We start from the raw sequence: 20,329 nt of genomic DNA, 5'->3' as shown, positions 1-20,329 counted from the left end.
ATATTGTTGAACTTAAAATCTAACCCTGATAATCGTTGCTCCAACACATTTTTGTTAGTTTCTTGAATATCGTTGAGTTTAAATTCTTCGGATACATGAATAATCTCTACCTCGGCGTTCCGAGATATTTACAAGTTCCATGAGACTTTCCAGCTCAAACTTGTCGTATGCCTTCATGAAATCTGTGGAGAAAATAACAGTTTTTAATTGTTGAAAATTGAAGGAATCCGGTACGGCCAAAATAGGAACGGCTTTTAAACTGTTGATTATTTTCACTGTATTGCTTCCCGAAATACTTGTTTGGCACCTGTAGCACCTTGTGTACCCATTATGATGAGGTCTACATCCTTTTCGGATGCCGTTTTTTGAAGAGCTACTTCCAAAGTACTCTCGACGGAGACCGTCTCAAAACTGTGATTGGGGTTTTTATGATTAATCTCAAGATATGCAAGTATCTCGGCCAATTCTTTTTCAGAATGTTGGGAAAGGGAATCGTAAATTACATCCAACCTTCTGTGGCTCTTAGTGCCTAATGGTTTTAAGACACCCGGTTCATAGGCGTTAAGAATATAAAAATGGCATTCGACATCCATATAAATCTTTAGGGCCGTAAAAATGGCATTCCAAGCATTTTCTGAAAAATCGGTGGGTAGGATTATTTTTTTCATTTCTCAATTGTTTAGGTTAACGTGGCAAGTTCTGTAAAACTAGAAAAGGAATTACCGGATTTAGCGCTATTTGGTGCACAGTAGAACGGTAGAGCATATCCTCCAAAAAGGAGTGACGTGAATTTACCATGACCAGTAAATCCATATTCTGTTCACTCACGTATTCCATAATGGCGATTCCCCTGTTTTTAACTTCTGTCCTCTTAAAGCTTAGATTGGCATGTGGTAATGATTCTTTTAGGAATAATTGATTATCCGTTTGTCTGTGGCTTAAGTCCTCAAAATCTGAGATGTAGAGAGAATGTATCTCAGATTTAAATCGAGCTGCCAAAGTATCCAACAGTTTTAGTTCCCTACGTTTGTAGGGAATCATATAATCCGATGGAAAAAGAATTTTTTTAGGTTGTTTAAATATATAATCACTAGGTATAGCAAGTACCGGGCATTTTACATATTTGAACACTTGAACGGTATGGCTTCCAAAGGTAATTTTCTTATCTGCTGTCTGTCCCTTGGTACCCATGAGTACGAGGTCAATCTCTATTTTGTTGACAAAATCGTTAACCCCGTCCACCAACGATTCGAACACCGAAACTTGCTCAAACCGATGTTTTGGATTGTGTCTTTCCGATTTTATTTTTGAAATTATTGTTGAAAGCTTTTCTTCGGAATTCTTCGCTAAATTCTTCTTTTCTTCTTCAAAAAGGCCATCTTCTTTATTGTGACTTATTTTATAGAGTTCATCGGCATACGCATGCATGAGATAAAAATTAGTTCGCTCACACTTAAAAAGATTCATAGCGAATTCAATGGCATTATCGGCATTAATAGAGAAATCGGTAGGAATAAGAATATTTTTCATCACTCTTAGTTTGACGAGATAAAATTAAAGGGTTTAGGAAACGTAAGCTATGATAATTATCATGCCTTTGAACCTCTTTAAGGTAGGTTATAAATGTTTGATGCTTAATGATATATGTCATATTTTTTATTTCTTTTAGAGTGTAAGTTTGGTTTGATGTATTCAATCCATAAATAAATAAAGTCATGAGCAATACGGTAACAAGGCAATCGAATTTGGGTTCATTTCATGTAGTGATTAAAGAGACCTATCGTAATCCGGAAGATTATAGAATTGAGGGTAATCACGAAGCATTTAACAAGGAATTATTGCGTTTAATGCCGCAAGTGCAATACTATGTTGCCAAACGCCTGAAGTCGGCGATACTGGCGGGTAAATTGAATAAAGGGATGTTTAGTCCCAATGATTTTACGGATCAATTATTCATTGAGGTCTATGACAATTGGGAAGCTATTAAAGATGAGCGTGATTTACGACCTTTCCTATTTAAAAAAGTTGATGAATTGTTGGACGATAGTCTAACAGAGGAAGAATTCGACCATGTTTTTTTTGAAAATATAGATAGCTTTTCACAACCGGAATGGGATGCAATGGAGGAAGATTTCAGTACGGATGGGGATGGGGATTTGGTTTTGTTGGAGGAGTTGGACGATAGTTCCTTCCAAAATGAAAATTATACCTTAAACCATGTTTTTATTACCGAAGAGGAAAAGGACCTTGCCGAAAAACTGGATAAGAGCCTGGACAAAGAAAGGGTGGAAAGACATATTCATATGGTTTTAGGGAAAATGTCAGTGCCTATGCGTTCCGTATATCAATTATACACCGATTTGGGATTTTCGACAGCTGAAATTGCAAGTATTAGGGAAGTAACGTTGGATGAGGTGGATGACCTTTTGTCAAGGGCTAGAAAATTACTTAAGGAAAGTTTTGTAAAGCGGTTTTTAATCGATAGCAATTAAATATAATTAAGCTACACTTACCCCAAAAAAGTGCCCGACCAAGGCGGTCAATCCCATTGCTACGGTACCCCAAAAGGTTACTCGAGCTACGGCTTTCAATATGCTGGATCCTCCTGCTTTGGCTGCCATTGCCCCCAATAGCACCAAGAAGAAAATGGCAAATCCGTACAAATAATATTCCATTGCCTCTAAGGGTATAAAAAGGGTCACCAAAAAAGGTAATATCCCTCCTATGGTGAACGCGGCCCCGAAGCGAATGCTGCCTGTAAAGGATTGGCGGCACTAATATCATTGATGCCTAATTCGTCCCTAACATGGGCTCCCAAAGCATCATGGGCGGTAAGTTCCTTGGCGACGGTGATAGCTGTCTCCTTCTTTAATCCTCGGTCCTCATAGATTTGTGCCAATCGTTTTAACTCCAACTCCGGCGTTTCTTTTAGCTCCTCCTTCTCCCTTTCAATGTCCGCCTTTTCAACATCGGTTTGAGAACTTACCGAGACATATTCTCCCGCTGCCATGGATAGTGCTCCAGCAACAAGGCCTGCCAAGGTGGCCAATACAATCGGTTCCCTAAACTCACTTGCCGCAGCAACTCCTATGGCAATACTGGCCGTGGAAAGTATCCCGTCATTGGCTCCTAATACTGCCGCTCTTAACCAATTGCTGCGGTGGATATAATGATTGTCCAGGTAATTCTCTAGTTCATTGCTTTCGGACATAACTTAGTATTTTTAGTTGGCGGATACTTGACTGTATCTAGTTTTTCTTTTTCATTTAAAAATATAAAATTTATTGAGGTAGGCCGAGTATTTATAGGTGTCTAAGTATTGTTATTGAAATATTCCAGGATTCTATGATGTCCTTCCCTTTCTGCTATACCATGAGGGGTATCTCCGTTTTCCATCTTCACCGAGGGGGAAGCTCCATTTTCAATTAACAATTGCACCAATGTAAGATTGCCCCTGTGAACCGCAGAATGTAGCGGAGTAACATTTTGCATTTGAGCCAAATTTACATTGGCCCCTTTTTCAATAAGAGTTTGGCATAACTCATAGTTTTCTTTGGCAACAGCGGCATGAAGGGCATTGACTTTGGATGCGTTGGTGGCTGCTAAATTTGGGTCGGCACCGTATTGCAACAATAAGGTAGCAATCTCCATTTTGTTAAAAAATGCGGCCAAGGCCAACGGGGAAAAACCATCTTTAGAATGTTCATTAATCAAATTGTCCGGGTGCTGCTCAAGATAGTTCTGAACTTCAGAGGCTTTATCTGCAATTATAGCCTCATGAAATGAAAAGGATTTCTTTAACTCTATTGCCTTTTGAAAAAGGTCATCTTGTCCACTATAGGCAATCATCATAAATCCTGAACTTTTATTTTCATCTTCTATATCCAAAATTTCGGGATTATCGGAGATTAGCCTAAAGGCCTCGATGGTATTTCTATCCTTTAAATATTCTTTTAGTTGTTGGATCATGTCATTTTTGAGCTTTGATAAACTTGAAAAGTGTCTAAAATACTTTGTATGGATGAATCTTCAGCACATACATTTAAAAAATAAATTCACTATCTAAAATTCAATTTAATCTATTGAATTGTAATGATTTATGTGAAAATATCATTTTTTGTGTTAATTACTAAAAAATTGTTAATCAGATCTTTTGAAAATCCACGATTGTTAAAGAGGCGTATATATTTTAGATTTTTCATAATACGGCACCAAGCAAGATGAAGGCCAAAAAATGTTAAAGAAAAACTGTATTTCGTTATTTGTGTTCACGGAATCTGAATATTTTAGAGGTTTATCTAATTTGAATCCAACAAGTGAAATTTGAACTGACATATGACATTGAAAAGCTCCTTCTAGAGGTAATAGAAAAGGAGGTATGTTCATTGGGAATGGCAATTGAATGTTTACAAGCAAATCATTTAAAGCTTTCTGGTAAGACAAGCGAGGAAAACCTACATATTTTATCTAAAGGCTTAACACCTTATGGAATCAAAATTGAAGATGGAGATAGAATGGATTTGCTCGCGCAGATAAAATCTTTAATAAAGAAATATGTCAAGGGAGATTATGACAGAAATGTATCCATTTCCAAAATGCTTTCGGAAGAAACAGGGTATAGTTATTCATATTTATCAAATCACTTTACATCACAAACTTTTACGACTATAGAGAACTTTTATGTACTCATACGCATAGAAAAGGTAAAGGAACTTCTCATGGACGATGATAGAACACTATCCGATATTGCCTACAGTTTGAACTTTAGCAGTGTTCCACATTTGTCCAGTCAGTTCAAAAAAGTTACCGGGTTAACCATTACCCAATATTTGAAAATTAGAAACAACACTATAAACACCATTAATTAAAGAATATCATATGACTAAAATGAAAATTTTATTGGTAGACGACGATGAGGACGATAGAGAGTTTTTTGCGGATGCTTTGGTCGGAGTAGATTTAAATACACAGCTACAACAATTGGATAATGGTAAGAGCTGTCTCGATTATTTGTTGCAGCAGATAGAGAACTTGCCCAATCTTATATTCTTGGATCTTAACATGCCCATTATGAATGGTTTTGAATGTTTGGCAGAGATTCGTAAAAATCCACTTTTAAAGGAATTGCCCATTGCTATTTATTCTACTTCTTCCTCTGATAAGGATATTGAGCAGACATTTTTAAATGGCGCTAATATTTATATAAAGAAACCCTCGAGCTTTGAGGACCTTAAAAAATCCTTGAAACAGGTTATTAAAATGAATTGGGCCTATCACATGGACGATTTTAAGAAAGAAAACTTTCTATTGAGAATATAAAGGTTCTTTAGTAAGTTTAAAACGTTCTTTAGTAATGGCTCAAGAAGCACAAGCAGATACACCCCGATTTAAATTCCATATCAGATGCCGAGATAGAATAGCATTGAGAAATAGAATCTCAGAATTGGAAATTTCCAAAATGTTCAGTGAAAAATTACTGGATAGCAGTAATAATGTCATTGCCTATCTTGAGCCTTTTTTCGATGATCACAATAACATAGAGGATTTCATCATTAAATATGTGAATAACCGGATTCAGGAGGTTGCCTCTTTGGATACCCAAGAAATGATCGGGATGCGCTGGTTGGAATATGATTCCCAAAACATCGAGAATGGTGCTTTTGAAAATGCGAAAAGATGTTTTACGACAGGTGAAACTATCAACTATGTTGCCAAATATATATTTGGCGAATTGGTAATTTGGTTTAGTGCCAGGGTGGTCAAATTAGAAGATGGCGTTGTAATTTTTTTAAAGGATATCAGCAAAGAGAAGCAATATGAGAGGCAGTTGGAGATACAGAACAAGTTACTGCTAGAAGCCGAAAATGTTGCAAGCACTGGAAGTTTTCGGTGGGATCTTAAGAAAGGTACCCTGACCCTATCTGAAAATGTATATAAACTATTGGGTTACGATCAACCATTTGATTTTGAACCAACGTTCGAAAGTATTTTAAGTTTCGTCCATGATAGGGATATAGAATGGGTAAGGAAAATCGTAAACGACAGTAAAAACAAAAAGGAGAGGATAGATATAACCTTTAAAGTGGTCACCAATTTGGGTGAGGTAAAGTATGTAAATACTATTGGGGAATACTACCCATCTGAAAACAATTGGTACGTTGTTGGGGTTTTCAAGGATGTCACCAAACAAATCGAACAAGAATCCATTTTACAGGCCAAAAATGCGGAACTTCAGAAAAGTAATTCAGATTTGGAAGCCTTTAACCGTATTGCGAGTCATGATTTGCAGGAGCCTCTTAGAAAAATACAAATGTTCATCAGTAGGTTAAACGATGAAGAAAAAGGGAAATTAGGATCAAGATTCCAAAACTATTTAGATAAGGTAATTTCGTCTACGGAAAGAATGCGTAACCTTATAGCTAATCTATTATCCTATTCCAGAATAGAGGATGTTGAGGATAAACCGGCTAAAATTGACCTCAATGAAATATTGACAGATGTTTTGGAAGATTTGGGTGAAAGAGTTAGTGAGACCAATGCTAAGATTAAGTCGGACAAACTTCCGAGAAATAAATGGAGTTCAATTTCAAATGGAACAATTGTTCTCCAACCTCATAGGTAATTCCCTAAAGTATATAGATCCAGATGTCATTCCGGAGGTGCTAATTAAACATGAAAAGGTAAAGATAAATACCAGCAATCGAATAGATAAATTGGTAGACGGGAACTATCATAAGTTGGAATTTATAGATAATGGGATCGGATTTGATGACCAGTATGGGGAACGAATTTTTGAGATTTTCCAGCGGCTACATGGTAAAAATGAATATTCCGGGACAGGTCCGGGATTAGCAATTTGTAAAAAAATAGTGGAGACCCACAATGGTGCCATCCAAGCGGCAAGTAAAAATAGTGAAGGGGCCGTATTTACAGTTTATTTGCCCTCATTGTCAAAGTAACCCAAAACGTTTAAATTTTAATTGTAACAATGAAATGTTATAACAGAAAGTGAAAATGTTATAACATAAATGGCTTGTTGACCTAGATCTTTGGAAACAATAGGGCAAATGTTGCAAAACCATTTGTTTGAACAATCTAAAAACAGTCAACCATGAATGCTACACACACAAAATTAAATCAGCTTAACAATACTCTAGGAGGAAGTATATCGGTATTCGATACAGAACGAATATTAATGTTCGACAACCACAAAGGAACAGGACGTGTCCAATCCGTTGAACTGGAATCCGGAATAGGATATAGTCAATTTGATTTGGCGACCACGGAGACAATAAAACTAAATTTGAAAAACACTACAAGTCGTAGTCTTTTCTTTATTTATTGTTTGGAGGGAAGTCTAACGTTGAAGCTACCTATGAGCAGATCTTCTATTGAAGTGGATTCCTTAGGACCGTAATCCTTGGTGGCATGGAAGAGGATGTGAAAATTACAGTAGAATCCGGTAAAAAGGTACATTTTTCCATAATCCAAATTTCAGATGATTCCAAGGATACCTATGACCTAAAGTCGAATAAATTAAAGGATCAGTTGTTCTCCCAGTTCTTGAAGAACAAAAAGTATGAATATGTAGGAACGGTCAATCTAAAAATAAAGGAGCACTTACTTCAGATAAAGGCTATTTCACAAACGGGAGTGGTAAGAAAACTTTTAATTGAAGGAATTGTACACTTTACTTTGGCACTTGAGATTTTACATTATAAAAGTGATAGCTCCAAAAAAACACTTCACGAATCTTCGTTGACAAAACGTGAAATGTTGCGTGTGGAAGATGCTATTGAAGAAATCAGGGAAAAACCGGAATTTCCATATTCCATCGATTACTTTGTTAGGAAATATGGATTGTCCGCGGCAAAACTACAGTCGGGATTTAAGGTCCTTACAGGCTCTACGGTGGCCAGTTGCATCAAGAACCAACGATTGGATTTGGCCGAAAAGCTGATACAGGAAACGGATCTTAATGTTTCTGAAATTGTATATACCATTGGCTTTTCTAGTAGAAGTTACTTTTCCAAAATATTCAGCAAAAGGTTTAAATACTCACCAAAAATCTATCTAACAAAGGCCAGGGGTACGCAGCTTTCCGCATAATTTTTAATTGGTTTATGGTTACGGTCATGTTGTTCAGAATTCATTTTTTTAACTCAAATGTATAACGGCACCTAATCTAAATTTTTGGGTCAATGTAGGATTTAACGAACAACTACCTTTAATAGAAACTGTAAGTAAAATAATATGAAAGAAGGAATACAGAGAAGTATGACGGATGCCTATTTAGGTATTAAAATGGAAATTGAATCCCGATTGCAACTTTTGAATTATTGGAAGAATCAAATAAATGAGGACTTTGAGGAGGTACTTTCTCAAAATCCTATTGATGAAATAAAAGATCTTATCACTCAAATAGAGGATGCGCTCTCCGTGAAATAAGAAATTAAAGGTGGTCATTTTTATGGAAGAAAGTCCAGATTTTCGTAATCAAACTGGGAGACAGTTGAATTCCTTAATAATAGGTTCGGTTGAAACTTTGAACGACAATGCAGAAAGGGAAGTGAATACTATAAAAACCGCCATGTCCAACCTAGGAATGCCAAAGGAAAAAAATAGAGTCCTTAACTTAAAAAGAGCAGTATAGATACCATTAAAGACAGATTAAATCGCTTGATTTGATTCGTTAAGACATAGGTCCTTTACAATGGACCAAAAAATTCTTACCGAAGCAGAATCGGCCTTGTAAAAGGAGGAAAGTGTAATAAGGTTCTTTTCAAAATCAATAAGCCCCTCGGATGGATTATTGGAGTCCTCTCAGTGAGAAATAAGCCATATTCCAACCATGAAAGACTTCTTTTTCCGCCGGATCTTCCCGGACCAAGTTTATATTTGTATGCCTATTGTCCAATTTAATCTTTTCCAAAAGGTCAAAAATCCCCTTTTTTTCTCCATGCAAGGTCTGCACGAACTGGCCGTTGTGATATACCAAACACCCAGTTATAGAATGGGCCTCATTGAATTTTTTGGCCGTATTTAGTATATCATTTAAGTCCTTTGAACTTATGTTTTTATTTGCCAACGAGGTGTACGTTAGTTCGTGCATTATTTCCGGGGTTTAGAAGTCCCCAAAGTAATCTATTTTTATATTGGTCTATCTAATTAGGTCACTTTTTTTTGACCCAAAAAAACTATGTGGTGAATAAATTAAAAATCACATAATAGGATTCCTAAAATATGGTCTTAAAATACTTCTTTAGGATGTTTTTAGATGGATATTAAAAACTGTGATTCTAAAATAGCTTTCTCAGGGGATTTTTGAGCAAGGTAGGATAGACATTTATGCAATAACGTCTTAAGTTGGTTAAATGAAGAAGGTTTTTTTAAATATAGGGTTGCACCCATTTCTTTTAGCCTGTCCACATCTTTTTGGTGGAAGGATGTGGAATAGATGACCACTGGAATATTTTTTAGTGAATCTAAATCTCGAATGTCAGATAAACATTCAAAACCATCCATCATTGGCATCTTTAAATCTAAAAATATGACGTCAGGTATTTTGTTTTCCTTATTTAATAAAAATGACATTAAATCTACCCCATTGCTGAACTCTTCGATAGATGTAGAAATTGGAATTTCGCTAAGTGCATCCGAAAAAAATGCACGGTCATCACTGTCGTCATCGGCCAAATAGATTCTTTGTATGGTCTTACTCATGGGTAGAACTAATTGTTTTTAGTTTAGGTGCAAATTACAAACGGTCTTGATAGTTCGCTATTACAAAACATCCAATTACTAACTCAAAACATATTAGGGTAATTCCAGTCTATCCTTCAATATGCCAAAAATGACTTTAACTTAAACGTATTGGCAATTTCCAAACTTTATTGAAATGTTTCTTTTGGTAAATCAATTAGAAAACTTCTACTGAATAACTAAGTATTTAAATGAAAAAAGCCTCATCTATTTGATGAAGCTTTTTTATTTAGTAGCGGGAACTGGACTCGAACCAGTGACCTTCGGGTTATGAGCCCGACGAGCTACCTACTGCTCTATCCCGCGATGTGGACGACAAAGATACAATTGTTTTCATGTAAATTCCAAATTAGAATACATTAGATTTTAAGAATCGGGTCAAAAGAAAATTTAAATTTGAAATGGTTCATCTGTTTTATGTTTCAAAATGATATTTTCGTGATAAATAGCTACATTCGAAAATATGGAGCAGTTAAACGATTTTTTGGTCAAGGCAATTTCAGGAACGGAATGGCCTATGTTCATTCTTTTGATCGGGGGTGGATTATTCTTAATGCTCTATTCAAAAATGATTCCCTATCGTTTTTTTGGACATGCCCTTGCTATTACCAGGAGGAAAGTACGATGATGTTAATGCAAAGGGAGACGTAAGCTCGCTTCAGGCACTATCTGCAGCAGTGGCCGCTACGGTGGGTCCGGGTAACATTTCAGGTGTAGCTATAGCCATTCACGATGGTGATCCGGGTGTTGTTTTTTGGATTTGGATGACAGCATTAATAGGTATGTGTATAAAATTCTACTCGTGTAGTTTGTCCATCATGTTTAGGGGAGAGGACTCGGAAGGTCATTTACAGGGAGGTCCCATGTTCTACATTACAAAAGGTTTAGGTAAGAAATATAAGCCATTGGCAGTATTTTTCGCCTTGGCGGGACTTTTTGGATTTTTGGGGGTTTTTACTGCAAATCAGTTTACGGAAACGTTTATGAGTGTAATCAATCCCTCCGAAACTATAACCGAAATGAGCGATTTTAATTGGAAGTTGACCATCGGATTTGTGCTTGCTATTGTAAGTTCCTTTGTCATTTTTGGAGGCCTAGAAAAAATAGCAAAGGTAGCTACCGCGATAGTGCCATTTATGGTAATGGTTTATTTGGTTGCCGTAATAGTGGTTATGGTCATGAACGCTTCCCTGGTATTACCTTCTTTAAAGATGATTATTATGGAAGCCTGGAATTTTAAGTCTCTAGTTACGGGTGGGTTTTGGGGTCTTGTAATCATAGGTGTTCGAAGGGCTATGTTTTCCAATGAGGCAGGATTAGGTAGTGCACCTATGTACCATGGACAATCCAAAAACGATGAGCCTATTCGTGAAGGATTGGTGGCGATGCTAGGTCTGTTTATAGATACCATACTGGTATGTACCTTTACCGCGGTAGTTATTATACTCAGCGGGGCTTATTTGGAAGAAGGTAGCGGAATAGTGATGACCTTGAACGCATTTCAAAAGACTCTGTTTGGTTTTGGGGACGAATTGTTGATGATTATTGTATCTGCCTTTGCCTTATCAACACTCTTTACGTACTCCTATTATGGTGTAAAATGTCTGTCGTATTTGACAAATGCCAAAATAGGTAGATTTTACAATGTATATTTTGTTGTGATGATTGTTTTTGCTGCGGTTGCATCATTGGAATTGGTGAAGAATCTCATCGATTTATCCTATGCCTTAATGGTCATCCCCAATATGATAGCAGTACTTTTATTGGCACCAAAGGTGAATGCCGCTGCTAAAATCTATTTTGATAAATTAAGGAATGAAAGAGCATAAAGCGGGTTTTGTAAATATTATTGGTAATCCAAATGTGGGCAAGTCTACTCTAATGAACGCTTTTGTTGGAGAGAAACTGTCTATAATTACATCAAAGGCCCAAACAACAAGGCATCGTATACTTGGAATTGTCAATGGAGATGATTTTCAGGTAATTCTTTCTGATACACCAGGAATTATTAAGCCTGCGTACGACCTACAGTCTTCTATGATGGATTTTGTGAAATCCGCTTTTGAAGATGCCGATCTACTTTTATATATGGTAGAAATAGGTGAAAAAGCCTTAAAAGACGAGCAGTTCTTCAACAAAATCAAAAATTCCAAAATACCCGTTCTATTGCTATTGAACAAGATTGATGGTGCTAGCCAGGAATTGTTGGAGGAGCAAGTTCAGTATTGGCAGCAATTACTTCCTTCGGTAGAAATCCACCCTATTTCGGCACTTCAAAATTTTAATGTTCAAGGTGTATTTGAAAGGATTCTGGAGTTGTTGCCTGTATCACCTCCCTACTACCCAAAAGACCAGTTGACCGACAAGCCCGAACGTTTTTTTGTAAATGAGACCATAAGGGAAAAAATATTATTGAATTATAAAAAGGAAATTCCATACGCCGTTGAGGTAGAGACGGAAGAGTTTTTGGAGGATGAAGAAATTATTCGGATTCGTTCAGTAATTATGGTGGAAAGGGATTCCCGAGAAGGTATTATTATAGGGCATAAGGGCAGTGCTTTGAAGAAAGTGGGTGTGGAAGCTAGAAAGGATTTGGAACAGTTTTTTGACAAGCAGGTGCATATTGAGCTTTATGTAAAGGTGAACAAAAATTGGCGCAGCGATACTAGGCAATTAAAGCGTTTCGGCTATAATAATTAGAAATCCTTTATAATTTAAGACCCTCTCGGATCAATTATAAGAGTTTACCTTACCTTTGCGCCAAATCTAAACTATGGGTGCTATTGTTGCCATTGTGGGAAGGCCAAATGTAGGTAAATCAACTTTTTTTAATCGGTTGATTCAACGCAGGGAGGCTATTGTTGATGCGGTAAGTGGTGTTACCCGAGACCGTCATTATGGGAAGAGCGACTGGAACGGAAAGGAATTTTCCGTAATCGATACCGGAGGCTATGTGCTTGGAAGCGATGATATTTTTGAGCGGGAAATCGATAAACAGGTAGAACTTGCCATACAGGAAGCGGATGCCATTATTTTTATGGTCGATGTGGAAACGGGTGTGACTGGAATGGATGAAGATGTGGCCAAACTTCTAAGGCGAATAAACAAACCGGTCTTCCTAGCTGTCAATAAAGTAGATAATGCCATGCGCGAAGAAGATGCGGTGGAATTTTACTCACTTGGGCTCGGTGATTTTTATACTTTATCCAGTATAAATGGTAGCGGAACAGGGGAACTGTTGGATGCCTTGGTGGAAAAACTTCCGGAATCCGAAAAGGAAGAGAGCGAACTTCCAAGATTTGCAGTTGTTGGAAGGCCCAATGCAGGCAAATCTTCATTTATCAACGCCCTAATAGGAGAAGAAAGGTATATCGTTACCGATATTGCAGGAACTACCCGTGATAGTATCGACACAAAATACAATAGGTTCGGATTTGAATTTAATTTGGTAGATACTGCAGGTATTCGAAGAAAATCCAAGGTAAAGGAAGATTTGGAGTTTTATTCCGTGATGCGCTCTGTTAGGGCGATTGAGCACTGCGATGTTTGTTTGTTACTGTTGGATGCTACTCGTGGATTTGATGGTCAGGTGGAAAATATTTTTTGGTTGGCTGCTAGAAATAACAAGGGAATCGTGATTTTGGTCAACAAGTGGGACTTGGTGGAGGACAAGGAGACAAATACTATAAAAGAATATACGAAAAGAATAAAGAAGGCTATTGAGCCTTTCACGGATGTGCCTATTCTGTTTATTTCAGTATTGACAAAACAACGTATTTTCAAGGCGATTGAAACGGCGGTAGAGGTGTATGAAAATAGGAGCAAGAAAATTAAGACTCGGGACTTTAATGATGTCATGCTGCCCTTGATTGAAAATTATCCTCCTCCCGCACATAAAGGGAAGTATGTAAAAATCAAGTTTTGTACGCAACTCCCAACCCCGTATCCTCAATTTGCTTTCTTCTGCAATTTGCCGCAATATGTAAAGGAACCCTATAAAAGATATCTCGAAAACAAGATTAGGGAAGAATTTAATTTTACCGGGGTGCCCATTACCGTATTTATGAGAAAGAAATAGTTTCTATAAACTTTTTCGCTCATGATACATTTGGATGAAGTGATTTTAGTTTATTTCTATAGTGAAAAAGGTACGGTTATTAGGTGATTGAATTTCCCCATTGATGAATACAGCGCTTACCCTAGGAATTCCTCCACAACAACCTTCAGCCTCACTTAAATCGATGTCCAGTTGAATGGGAATGGTACTGTCCGAAGCTAAATTTAAATTGAGGTCATAGACTTTAGGTTCCCAGTTTTTATTCTCGATTAGAATACCTGTTTTTTCCCGTAACCAGTTTGCCAAGTTTCAATGTCTAAAATAAAGCTGTTGGAGTCCGTGCCATCAACAGAGATAGTTTCAAGGGTGTAAGTACCATTTTCAATAACATTTTCCCCATCAGAGAGGATTTCAAACAAAAAGATGGGTGTTCCAAGACAGGTAACAGCACTACAATCAACAGTACTTTCCTCACAGCTTGTTGCAAATCCAAAGCATAACAATAGCAGAAGATATTTTTTAATGGCAATTTTATAAGGTAGATGTTACACCTTCTAATAGGTTGCTTTATGGATGAATTGTTTTACCAACCTCCTGAGGCACCACCACCGCCAAATCCACCACCGCCGAATCCGCCACTGAAGCCACCTCCTCCAAAACTGCCACCACCAAATCCACCGCCTGAAGAGCCACTTCTACCCATATTGCTCAAGATGATTACGTCCCATGGGCTCAATCCACGCCTTCTGCCCCCACGACCATTATTTCCGCCTTTGCGACTCCATAGAATGAAAAGTATGACCAGGAAAAATGATGAATGGTAAAAAGGAGGAAAGTGGAGGTCCGTTCGTTTCATCAAAGGTCCTTTCTTCATTGAATTCACCGTTCAGAACCTGAAAAATGGCATCCGCACCTAAATTAAGACCTTGATAATAATCCCCTTTTTTGAATTCCGGGATGATGATATTGTCAATAATTCGACGGGACATTGCATCTGTGAGCGAACCTTCCACACCATACCCAGTATTTATGGCGATTTTACGGTCATCCCTTGCTAGAATTACCAATATTCCATTGTCCTTTCCCTTTTGCCCGATACCCCATTGCTGTCCCCATTGTGCACCCAGGTAATTGATGTTTTCTCCTTCGGTACTGGCAATGATGGCCATTACTATTTGTGTGGAAGTACTGTCGGAATAGCGGATCAATTTCTGCTCCAACGCATTTTTTTGTCCGGCGGGCAATAGGTTTATGTAGTCGTAAACACTGGTTTGTAAATCCGGTTTAGGAGGTATCTCAAACTGACTCCATAACTGGAGGAAGCTAAAAAGTAATAAAAAGCTAAGGCTAGCCTTTAGATATCTCATTGCTAAGTTCGTTTGTGTCGTTTGGATGCCATGGAAAGTGGGATTTGAGTTCTTTTTCGGCTTCAATAATACCAGCAACCAACCCTTGTTTAAAATGCCCTTGTTTAAAATGAGATTCAATAATATCCTTTGTGGAGTTCCAAAAACCTTCAGGAACTACTTCATTAATGCCTTTGTCCCCACAAATGACAAATTTCTTGTCATGTACGGCAACATAGATCAAAACCCCATTACCTTCTTTGGTGTTGTCCATCTTCAAAAGATGGAAAATATCCTTGGCACGGTCATAGTGATTTTCCCTTGTATGTGCCTCGATATGTACACGAATTTCTCCGAAGTATCCTTTTCCGCCTCCAATATGGCATTCACAATTTCTTGTTCTTCAGCTTGGGTTAAAAAATCCTCTACTTTGGACATCGCTTTATTTTATTCGAATTCGAAATTCACATCGGGTGCTTGTTCCGATCCAGCCTCGGCCTTGAAATAAGCCAGTTCATCAAAGTTGAAAATACCTGCCAACAGGGAGTTTGGAAACTTTTTGATGTGAAGGTTGTATGGTTCAACCGTGGCATTAAAACAGTCCTGGCTACGTTTATTCTGTTTTCGGTACCTTCTAATTGGGACTGAAGATCAAGAAAATTTTGATTGGCCTTAAGGTCGGGATATCGTTCCACGGTAACCAAAAGCCTGCTCAAAGCGCTGCTCAGACCGCTCTGTGCCTGGTTAAAATCTGCTAATTGTTCCGGAGTAATGTTGGTGGGGTCAATGTTTACGGAGGTGGCCTTTGCCCTTGCTTCGATAACATCCGTCAAGGTACCACGTTCAAAATCTGCCGCTCCTTGAACGGTTTTCACCAAATTTCCGATAAGGTCATTTCTTCTTTGGTAAGCACTTTCCACATTTGCCCATGTCTTGGTCGAAGTTTCTTTTAGGGCTATGGCTGTGTTGTTAAAGCTAACTGCCCATTGATAAATACCAAAGGCAAGTACGCCAAGAATAATTATGGCAATTAATCCTTTTTTCATTGTCAATAGTTTTAGTGTTTATTATGGTTACTTAATTAGTATACAAAAGGAAAGTTTTGTTACGTTTTTTATAGCTGTTCTTTTATTTTTATGAGCTCAGCCTTTACGCGTTCCAATTTTTGAATGATTTCAAAATTGGAAAGGGTCTTTTGTTTTTCTTCCTTCAAGTGAATTTTGGCACCATCTAAAGTGAATCCCCTTTCCTTAACCAAATGATAGATCAATTGTAGATTTTTAATGTCCTGAGGAGTAAATTTCCTATTCCCCTTGGCATTTTTTTTGGGTTGGAGTACATCGAATTCTTTTTCCCAAAATCGAATAAGGGAGGTGTTAACCCCAAATGCCCGAGCCACTTCGCCAATCCCATAATATCTTTTTTCAGGAAGTTCTACTTGCATTAATCCGAGAGATTGGTTTTCTTGGTTCGCGTATTTCAACATATTTTCAAATTCCTCTCGGAGATAAGCTACCATAGTAGAAATTAATAGGGTTGATTCGGTCATTGTCCTTCCAAACCTCATAATGCAAATGAGGTGCCTCCGATCGGCCTGTGCTACCAACGAAACCGATAAGGTCTCCCCTCTTTACTCTCCGGCCTTTTTTTACATTATATTGACTCAAATGTCCATAAAGACTTAAATATCCATAACCATGGTCTATGCGGATATGTTTTCCATAGCCGGATGAATTATTATCGGCCCTAGTAACTTGGCCATCCCCGGAGGCATAGATAGGCGTGCCCTTAGGCGCGGTAAAATCCATTCCATAATGCATTTTACGTGCTTTGGTAAATGGGTCGGAGCGCCAACCATATCCGGAGGCCATACGGGTTAGGTCTTCATTGTTAATAGGTTGTATGGCAGGTATGGACATCAAAAGTTTCTCTTTTTCTTCGGCCAATTTGGTAATCTCGTCCAAGGATTTGGACTGTATGGCCATTTGCTTTTTGATGATGTCCAATCGTTGTGTAGTGGCAATGACCATTTCAGAATTATTGAAACCCTCCAAGGATTTATATCTGTTAATACCTCCAAAACCTGCGCGTCTTTGTTCTTCGGGAATCGGGTTAGCTTCAAAATACAATCGGTAGATATTATTGTCCCTGTCCTCAATATTGGCCAAAACATCTTCAATTTGTTCCATTTTTTTATTTAGGAGTTCAAATTGAAGTTCATAATTTTTTACCTCCCTCTGTAAGGAAAGTTCACGTGGCGTATTGATGATATTGGTGTTCAAAAGTAAGATCAATCCAAGGAGCCCGAAAAGGAAAGAGCCCAAAAAGAAAAAGGCGATATTTCTGTATCGCTTGGATTTTTCGGGTTCAATTTTCCTATAGGAAAGCGTATCCGGATCGTAATAGTACTTTACTTTAGACATGAAGGGATTTTATCCTATTTTTGTAGTTTATTTTTAACATAACAAACAAATATAAAAATTGTTTTCTACAAACAGTTAAAATTTGTAAAAGCTTAGCATTTTAGATGAATTCCAAGGAAATACGAAAGCAATTCTTAGCATTTTTTGAAGGTAAAAAACATAAAATTGTACCCTCTGCGCCCATGGTCATAAAGGATGATCCAACCTTACTTTTTACCAATGCGGGAATGAACCAATTCAAGGAGTTTTTCTTAGGTATTACCGAACCCAAAAATACAAGGGTAGTAGATACACAAAAGTGCCTACGCGTTAGTGGTAAGCACAACGATTTGGAAGAAGTGGGCAAGGATACCTACCACCATACCATGTTTGAAATGTTGGGCAATTGGAGCTTTGGGGATTACTTTAAGGAGGAAGCTATTACTTGGGCATGGGAATTGTTGACGGAGGTATTCAAAATTGATAAGGACAGTCTGTATGTGTCCGTTTTTGAGGGAAGTCAGGATGCCGATGCCTTAGGAAAGGATGATGAGGCATATGCTATATGGAGCAAAATTGTTCCTGCGGATAGAATCATCATGGGAAACAAGAAGGATAATTTACGGGAAATGGGCGACCAAGGGCCCTAGTGATCTTGTTCAGAGATCCATGTGGATTTGCGTTCCGATGCCGATAAAAAGGAAATCCCAGGTGCAAGTTTGGTAAACCAGGACCATCCTTTGGTCGTGGAAATATGGAACTTGGTTTTTATGCAATACAACCGTAAGGCAGATGGTTCTTTGGAAAGCCTTCCGGCCAAACACGTGGATACCGGAATGGGTTTTGAGCGTCTTTGCATGGCGTTGCAAGGGGTCAAATCCAATTACGATACGGACGTTTTTACCCCGTTGATAAGGGAAATAGAAATAATTACCGATGCCAAATACGGGAAAAAAGAACAAACCGATATTGCCATCCGGGTAATTGCCGATCATATTAGGGCTGTGGCATTTTCTATTGCGGACGGTCAATTACCGAGCAATACGGGGGCGGGATATGTGATAAGAAGGATTTTGCGCCGCGCGGTCAGATATGGATTTACATTTCTCAACACCAAAGAACCTTTTATGTATCGTTTGGTGAATGTACTTACCGCAGGTATGGGAGAGGCGTTTCCCGAATTGTCCGAGCAGAAGCAATTAATAGAGAATGTCATAAAAGAAGAGGAGCATAGCTTTTTGAAAACCTTGGATCAAGGTTTGGTTCTTCTTGATAGTATAATTGAGAAGTCTACCGAAAAAATAGTAGATGGGAGGAAGGCTTTTGAACTGTACGATACATATGGATTCCCCATAGACCTTACCGCCTTAATTTTGAGCGAAAAAGGGTATTCCTTGGATGAGGATGGATTTAATATTGCCATGCAGGAACAGAAGACTCGTTCCAAAAAGGCTTCCGAAACTTCAAAGGGAGATTGGGAAATATTACAATCCGATATGGAGCAGGAATTTGTGGGTTACGAACGATTGGATGCCGATGTGCGTATTGTAAAGTTTAGAAAAATTGAGTCAAAAAAGCAGGGAGAACAGTATCAATTGGTTTTTAATCTAACCCCTTTTTATGCGGAAGGTGGCGGTCAAGTAGGTGATAAAGGTTACTTGGAATCGCCCGACGGTGATGTGGTTTACATTGTGGATACGAAAAGGGAGAACAATGAAATTGTTCATTTCGCAAAAAATCTTCCTAAAAAACTCGAGGGGACTTTTAAAGCGGTCGTGGACAGCAAGCAACGTCAACGGACCGAAGCCAACCATACGGCCACCCATTTGTTGCATCAGGCATTGCGCGAAATCTTGGGAACGCATGTGGAACAGAAAGGATCGGCCGTTCATTCCAAATATTTACGATTTGACTTCTCACATTTTTCAAAAATGACAAGGGAAGAATTGGATGCGGTAGAGTCATTCGTCAATGCGAGAATAGCGGGCCAGCTTCCTTTGGAGGAGCAACGAAACGTTCCTATAAAGGAAGCGATGGATAATGGGGCAATGGCACTGTTTGGTGAAAAATATGGAGATGCCGTTAGGACCATTCGTTTTGGGAAGTCCATTGAATTGTGTGGGGGAACCCACGTAAAAAATACGGGGGATATTTGGCATTTTAAGATTAAATCGGAAGGTGCGGTCGCAGCCGGAATCCGAAGAATAGAGGCCATAACAAGTGATGCGGTGAAAGATTTTTATGCCGAGAGTAATCGATCATTAAACGAAATTAATGGTATTCTAGGAAATCCTCAGGATGCACTAAAAGCGGTAACCAACTTGCAGGAGGAAAATGCCGATTTAAAGAAACAGATTGCTGCCCTACTGAAGGACAAAGCAAAAAACTTAAAGGGAGATCTGCTAAAGGAACTGCAGGAGAAAAGCGGGATACGCTATCTAATTAAAAAGCTGGATTTGGATGCCGCTGGCATCAAAGACCTTAGTTTTGAAATGGGTCAAAACCAAACCGATCTATTTTTGCTTTTCGCTACGGAGCAAGATGGCAAGGCGTTACTTTCGTGCTATATCTCAAAAGAATTGGTGGCAGCGAAGAATTTGAACGCTGGGACCATTGTTCGGGAACTGGGTAAGTATATTCAAGGCGGTGGGGGCGGACAACCTTTCTTTGCCACGGCTGGAGGGAAAAATCCGGCAGGTATTCCGGAGGCACTTGAAAAAGCAAAGGAATATCTTGCTTGATACGGGCTCATGTAATAAACG

At 38.4% G+C, this 20,329-nt stretch carries 20 protein-coding genes, 1 tRNA gene and 7 pseudogenes; 13 read left to right on the top strand and 15 right to left on the bottom strand.

Annotated features, from left to right (window positions below; all coding sequences use genetic code 11):
* Positions 1-78: 78 nt before the first annotated feature.
* From NYZ99_RS15985 to NYZ99_RS15975, 3 genes are read right to left on the bottom strand one after another with little or no spacing between them, the layout of a single operon-like run.
* Positions 79-276: a hypothetical protein gene (locus NYZ99_RS15985; RefSeq protein WP_260572267.1), complete on the bottom strand. Its 198-nt coding sequence runs from the start codon at positions 274-276 to the stop codon at positions 79-81.
* Positions 273-668 carry a universal stress protein gene (locus tag NYZ99_RS15980; RefSeq protein WP_260572266.1) on the bottom strand — a complete coding sequence of 132 codons (396 nt, stop codon included), beginning with the start codon at positions 666-668 and terminating at the stop codon, positions 273-275. The genes NYZ99_RS15985 and NYZ99_RS15980 overlap by 4 nt, the downstream gene beginning before the upstream one ends.
* Positions 669-684: 16 nt before the next feature.
* Positions 685-1,530: a universal stress protein gene (locus tag NYZ99_RS15975; protein ID WP_260572265.1), complete on the bottom strand. Its 846-nt coding sequence runs from the start codon at positions 1,528-1,530 to the stop codon at positions 685-687.
* Positions 1,531-1,715: 185 nt separating this feature from the next.
* Here NYZ99_RS15975 and NYZ99_RS15970 point away from each other — a divergent pair, with 185 nt between their 5' ends.
* Positions 1,716-2,492 (top strand): RNA polymerase sigma factor, encoded by a 777-nt coding sequence (locus tag NYZ99_RS15970; protein WP_260572264.1) that lies wholly within the window; start codon positions 1,716-1,718, stop codon positions 2,490-2,492.
* A gap of 6 nt (positions 2,493-2,498) precedes the next feature.
* On the opposite strand, the pseudogene NYZ99_RS15965 reads toward NYZ99_RS15970, so the two are convergent.
* Positions 2,499-3,211 (bottom strand): annotated as a pseudogene (locus tag NYZ99_RS15965) (VIT1/CCC1 transporter family protein).
* Between the two features lie 101 nt (positions 3,212-3,312).
* Positions 3,313-3,969: an ankyrin repeat domain-containing protein gene (locus tag NYZ99_RS15960; protein ID WP_260572263.1), complete on the bottom strand. Its 657-nt coding sequence runs from the start codon at positions 3,967-3,969 to the stop codon at positions 3,313-3,315.
* Positions 3,970-4,316: 347 nt separating this feature from the next.
* Between NYZ99_RS15960 and NYZ99_RS15955 the strand changes: the two genes are divergently transcribed.
* From NYZ99_RS15955 to NYZ99_RS15920, 8 genes are all read left to right on the top strand, one after another.
* Complete coding sequence (locus NYZ99_RS15955; protein ID WP_260572262.1) at positions 4,317-4,868, top strand: helix-turn-helix domain-containing protein; 552 nt, start codon at positions 4,317-4,319, stop codon at positions 4,866-4,868.
* Positions 4,869-4,887: 19 nt separating this feature from the next.
* Complete coding sequence (locus tag NYZ99_RS15950; protein WP_260572261.1) at positions 4,888-5,319, top strand: response regulator; 432 nt, start codon at positions 4,888-4,890, stop codon at positions 5,317-5,319.
* Positions 5,320-5,353: 34 nt separating this feature from the next.
* Positions 5,354-6,622 carry a sensor histidine kinase gene (locus NYZ99_RS15945; protein WP_260572260.1) on the top strand — a complete coding sequence of 423 codons (1,269 nt, stop codon included), beginning with the start codon at positions 5,354-5,356 and terminating at the stop codon, positions 6,620-6,622.
* A complete protein-coding gene (locus NYZ99_RS15940; RefSeq protein WP_260572259.1) occupies positions 6,591-6,959 on the top strand; it encodes a sensor histidine kinase in 369 nt (122 codons plus the stop codon). Before NYZ99_RS15945 ends, NYZ99_RS15940 begins: the two co-directional genes overlap by 32 nt.
* A 152-nt stretch (positions 6,960-7,111) precedes the next feature.
* Positions 7,112-7,417, top strand: a complete 306-nt coding sequence (locus tag NYZ99_RS15935; protein WP_260572258.1) for a hypothetical protein — start codon at positions 7,112-7,114, stop codon at positions 7,415-7,417.
* 11 nt (positions 7,418-7,428) lie between these two features.
* Positions 7,429-8,109 (top strand): helix-turn-helix domain-containing protein, encoded by a 681-nt coding sequence (locus NYZ99_RS15930; protein ID WP_260572257.1) that lies wholly within the window; start codon positions 7,429-7,431, stop codon positions 8,107-8,109.
* Between the two features lie 144 nt (positions 8,110-8,253).
* The gene (locus NYZ99_RS15925) at positions 8,254-8,448 is read left to right on the top strand and encodes a hypothetical protein (protein WP_260572256.1); all 195 of its coding nucleotides are present in this window, start codon (positions 8,254-8,256) and stop codon (positions 8,446-8,448) included.
* 64 nt (positions 8,449-8,512) lie between these two features.
* Positions 8,513-8,653 (top strand): hypothetical protein, encoded by a 141-nt coding sequence (locus NYZ99_RS15920; protein ID WP_260572255.1) that lies wholly within the window; start codon positions 8,513-8,515, stop codon positions 8,651-8,653.
* 156 nt (positions 8,654-8,809) lie between these two features.
* Here NYZ99_RS15920 and NYZ99_RS15915 read toward each other — a convergent pair whose 3' ends face one another.
* The 3 genes from NYZ99_RS15915 to NYZ99_RS15905 all read right to left on the bottom strand — a co-directional run bounded on the left by NYZ99_RS15915 (position 8,810) and on the right by NYZ99_RS15905 (position 10,068).
* On the bottom strand, positions 8,810-9,112 hold the full coding sequence (locus NYZ99_RS15915) for a BLUF domain-containing protein (RefSeq protein ID WP_260572254.1): 303 nt from the start codon (positions 9,110-9,112) through the stop codon (positions 8,810-8,812).
* Positions 9,113-9,273: 161 nt separating this feature from the next.
* Positions 9,274-9,696 (bottom strand): response regulator, encoded by a 423-nt coding sequence (locus tag NYZ99_RS15910; protein ID WP_260572253.1) that lies wholly within the window; start codon positions 9,694-9,696, stop codon positions 9,274-9,276.
* Between the two features lie 299 nt (positions 9,697-9,995).
* Positions 9,996-10,068, bottom strand: a tRNA-Met gene (locus NYZ99_RS15905).
* Positions 10,069-10,225: 157 nt separating this feature from the next.
* On the opposite strand from NYZ99_RS15905, the pseudogene NYZ99_RS15900 reads away from it, so the two are divergent.
* The 3 genes and pseudogenes from NYZ99_RS15900 to der all read left to right on the top strand — a co-directional run bounded on the left by NYZ99_RS15900 (position 10,226) and on the right by der (position 13,840).
* Positions 10,226-11,591: pseudogene (locus NYZ99_RS15900) on the top strand (alanine/glycine:cation symporter family protein).
* Positions 11,578-12,462 (top strand): GTPase Era, encoded by an 885-nt coding sequence (era, locus tag NYZ99_RS15895; protein WP_260572252.1) that lies wholly within the window; start codon positions 11,578-11,580, stop codon positions 12,460-12,462. Before NYZ99_RS15900 ends, era begins: the two are co-directional and overlap by 14 nt.
* Positions 12,463-12,535: 73 nt before the next feature.
* Complete coding sequence (der, locus tag NYZ99_RS15890) at positions 12,536-13,840, top strand: ribosome biogenesis GTPase Der (protein WP_260572251.1); 1,305 nt, start codon at positions 12,536-12,538, stop codon at positions 13,838-13,840.
* Between the two features lie 45 nt (positions 13,841-13,885).
* Here der and NYZ99_RS15885 read toward each other — a convergent pair whose 3' ends face one another.
* From NYZ99_RS15885 to NYZ99_RS15855, 7 genes and pseudogenes are all read right to left on the bottom strand, one after another.
* The gene (locus NYZ99_RS15885) at positions 13,886-14,125 is read right to left on the bottom strand and encodes a hypothetical protein (protein ID WP_260572250.1); all 240 of its coding nucleotides are present in this window, start codon (positions 14,123-14,125) and stop codon (positions 13,886-13,888) included.
* Positions 14,089-14,322 (bottom strand): hypothetical protein, encoded by a 234-nt coding sequence (locus NYZ99_RS15880; protein WP_260572249.1) that lies wholly within the window; start codon positions 14,320-14,322, stop codon positions 14,089-14,091. Before NYZ99_RS15880 ends, NYZ99_RS15885 begins: the two co-directional genes overlap by 37 nt.
* An 80-nt stretch (positions 14,323-14,402) precedes the next feature.
* A pseudogene (locus NYZ99_RS15875) lies at positions 14,403-15,186 on the bottom strand (TPM domain-containing protein).
* Positions 15,167-15,603, bottom strand: a pseudogene (locus NYZ99_RS15870) (TPM domain-containing protein). The pseudogenes NYZ99_RS15875 and NYZ99_RS15870 overlap by 20 nt, the downstream one beginning before the upstream one ends.
* Positions 15,604-15,612: 9 nt before the next feature.
* Positions 15,613-16,211, bottom strand: a pseudogene (locus tag NYZ99_RS15865) (LemA family protein).
* Positions 16,212-16,279: 68 nt separating this feature from the next.
* Complete coding sequence (locus NYZ99_RS15860; RefSeq protein ID WP_125222500.1) at positions 16,280-16,609, bottom strand: MerR family transcriptional regulator; 330 nt, start codon at positions 16,607-16,609, stop codon at positions 16,280-16,282.
* A 6-nt stretch (positions 16,610-16,615) separates the two neighbouring features.
* Positions 16,616-17,588 (bottom strand): annotated as a pseudogene (locus tag NYZ99_RS15855) (M23 family metallopeptidase); the annotation flags it as partial.
* Positions 17,589-17,692: 104 nt separating this feature from the next.
* Between NYZ99_RS15855 and alaS the strand changes: the two are divergent.
* Positions 17,693-20,308: pseudogene (gene alaS / locus NYZ99_RS15850) on the top strand (alanine--tRNA ligase).
* Positions 20,309-20,329: the final 21 nt, after the last annotated feature.

The organism is Maribacter litopenaei, from assembly GCF_025244665.1.
GTDB classification, from domain to species: Bacteria; Bacteroidota; Bacteroidia; order Flavobacteriales; family Flavobacteriaceae; genus Maribacter; species Maribacter litopenaei.
This window is presented reverse-complemented; position numbering and strand designations above follow the sequence as displayed.

Excerpts from the sequence above, each read along its gene's own strand:
- NYZ99_RS15980 (WP_260572266.1), bottom strand. The coding sequence starts at position 668 with ATGAAAAAAATAATCCTACCCACCGATTTTTCAGAAAATGCTTGGAAT.
- NYZ99_RS15975 (WP_260572265.1), bottom strand. The coding sequence starts at position 1,530 with ATGAAAAATATTCTTATTCCTACCGATTTCTCTATTAATGCCGATAAT.
- NYZ99_RS15970 (WP_260572264.1), top strand. The coding sequence starts at position 1,716 with ATGAGCAATACGGTAACAAGGCAATCGAATTTGGGTTCATTTCATGTA.
- NYZ99_RS15960 (WP_260572263.1), bottom strand. The coding sequence starts at position 3,969 with ATGATCCAACAACTAAAAGAATATTTAAAGGATAGAAATACCATCGAG.
- NYZ99_RS15950 (WP_260572261.1), top strand. The coding sequence starts at position 4,888 with ATGAAAATTTTATTGGTAGACGACGATGAGGACGATAGAGAGTTTTTT.
- NYZ99_RS15945 (WP_260572260.1), top strand. The coding sequence starts at position 5,354 with ATGGCTCAAGAAGCACAAGCAGATACACCCCGATTTAAATTCCATATC.
- NYZ99_RS15940 (WP_260572259.1), top strand. The coding sequence starts at position 6,591 with ATGGAACAATTGTTCTCCAACCTCATAGGTAATTCCCTAAAGTATATA.
- NYZ99_RS15935 (WP_260572258.1), top strand. The coding sequence starts at position 7,112 with ATGAATGCTACACACACAAAATTAAATCAGCTTAACAATACTCTAGGA.
- NYZ99_RS15930 (WP_260572257.1), top strand. The coding sequence starts at position 7,429 with ATGGAAGAGGATGTGAAAATTACAGTAGAATCCGGTAAAAAGGTACAT.
- NYZ99_RS15925 (WP_260572256.1), top strand. The coding sequence starts at position 8,254 with ATGAAAGAAGGAATACAGAGAAGTATGACGGATGCCTATTTAGGTATT.
- NYZ99_RS15915 (WP_260572254.1), bottom strand. The coding sequence starts at position 9,112 with ATGCACGAACTAACGTACACCTCGTTGGCAAATAAAAACATAAGTTCA.
- era (WP_260572252.1), top strand. The coding sequence starts at position 11,578 with ATGAAAGAGCATAAAGCGGGTTTTGTAAATATTATTGGTAATCCAAAT.
- der (WP_260572251.1), top strand. The coding sequence starts at position 12,536 with ATGGGTGCTATTGTTGCCATTGTGGGAAGGCCAAATGTAGGTAAATCA.
- NYZ99_RS15860 (WP_125222500.1), bottom strand. The coding sequence starts at position 16,609 with ATGCAAGTAGAACTTCCTGAAAAAAGATATTATGGGATTGGCGAAGTG.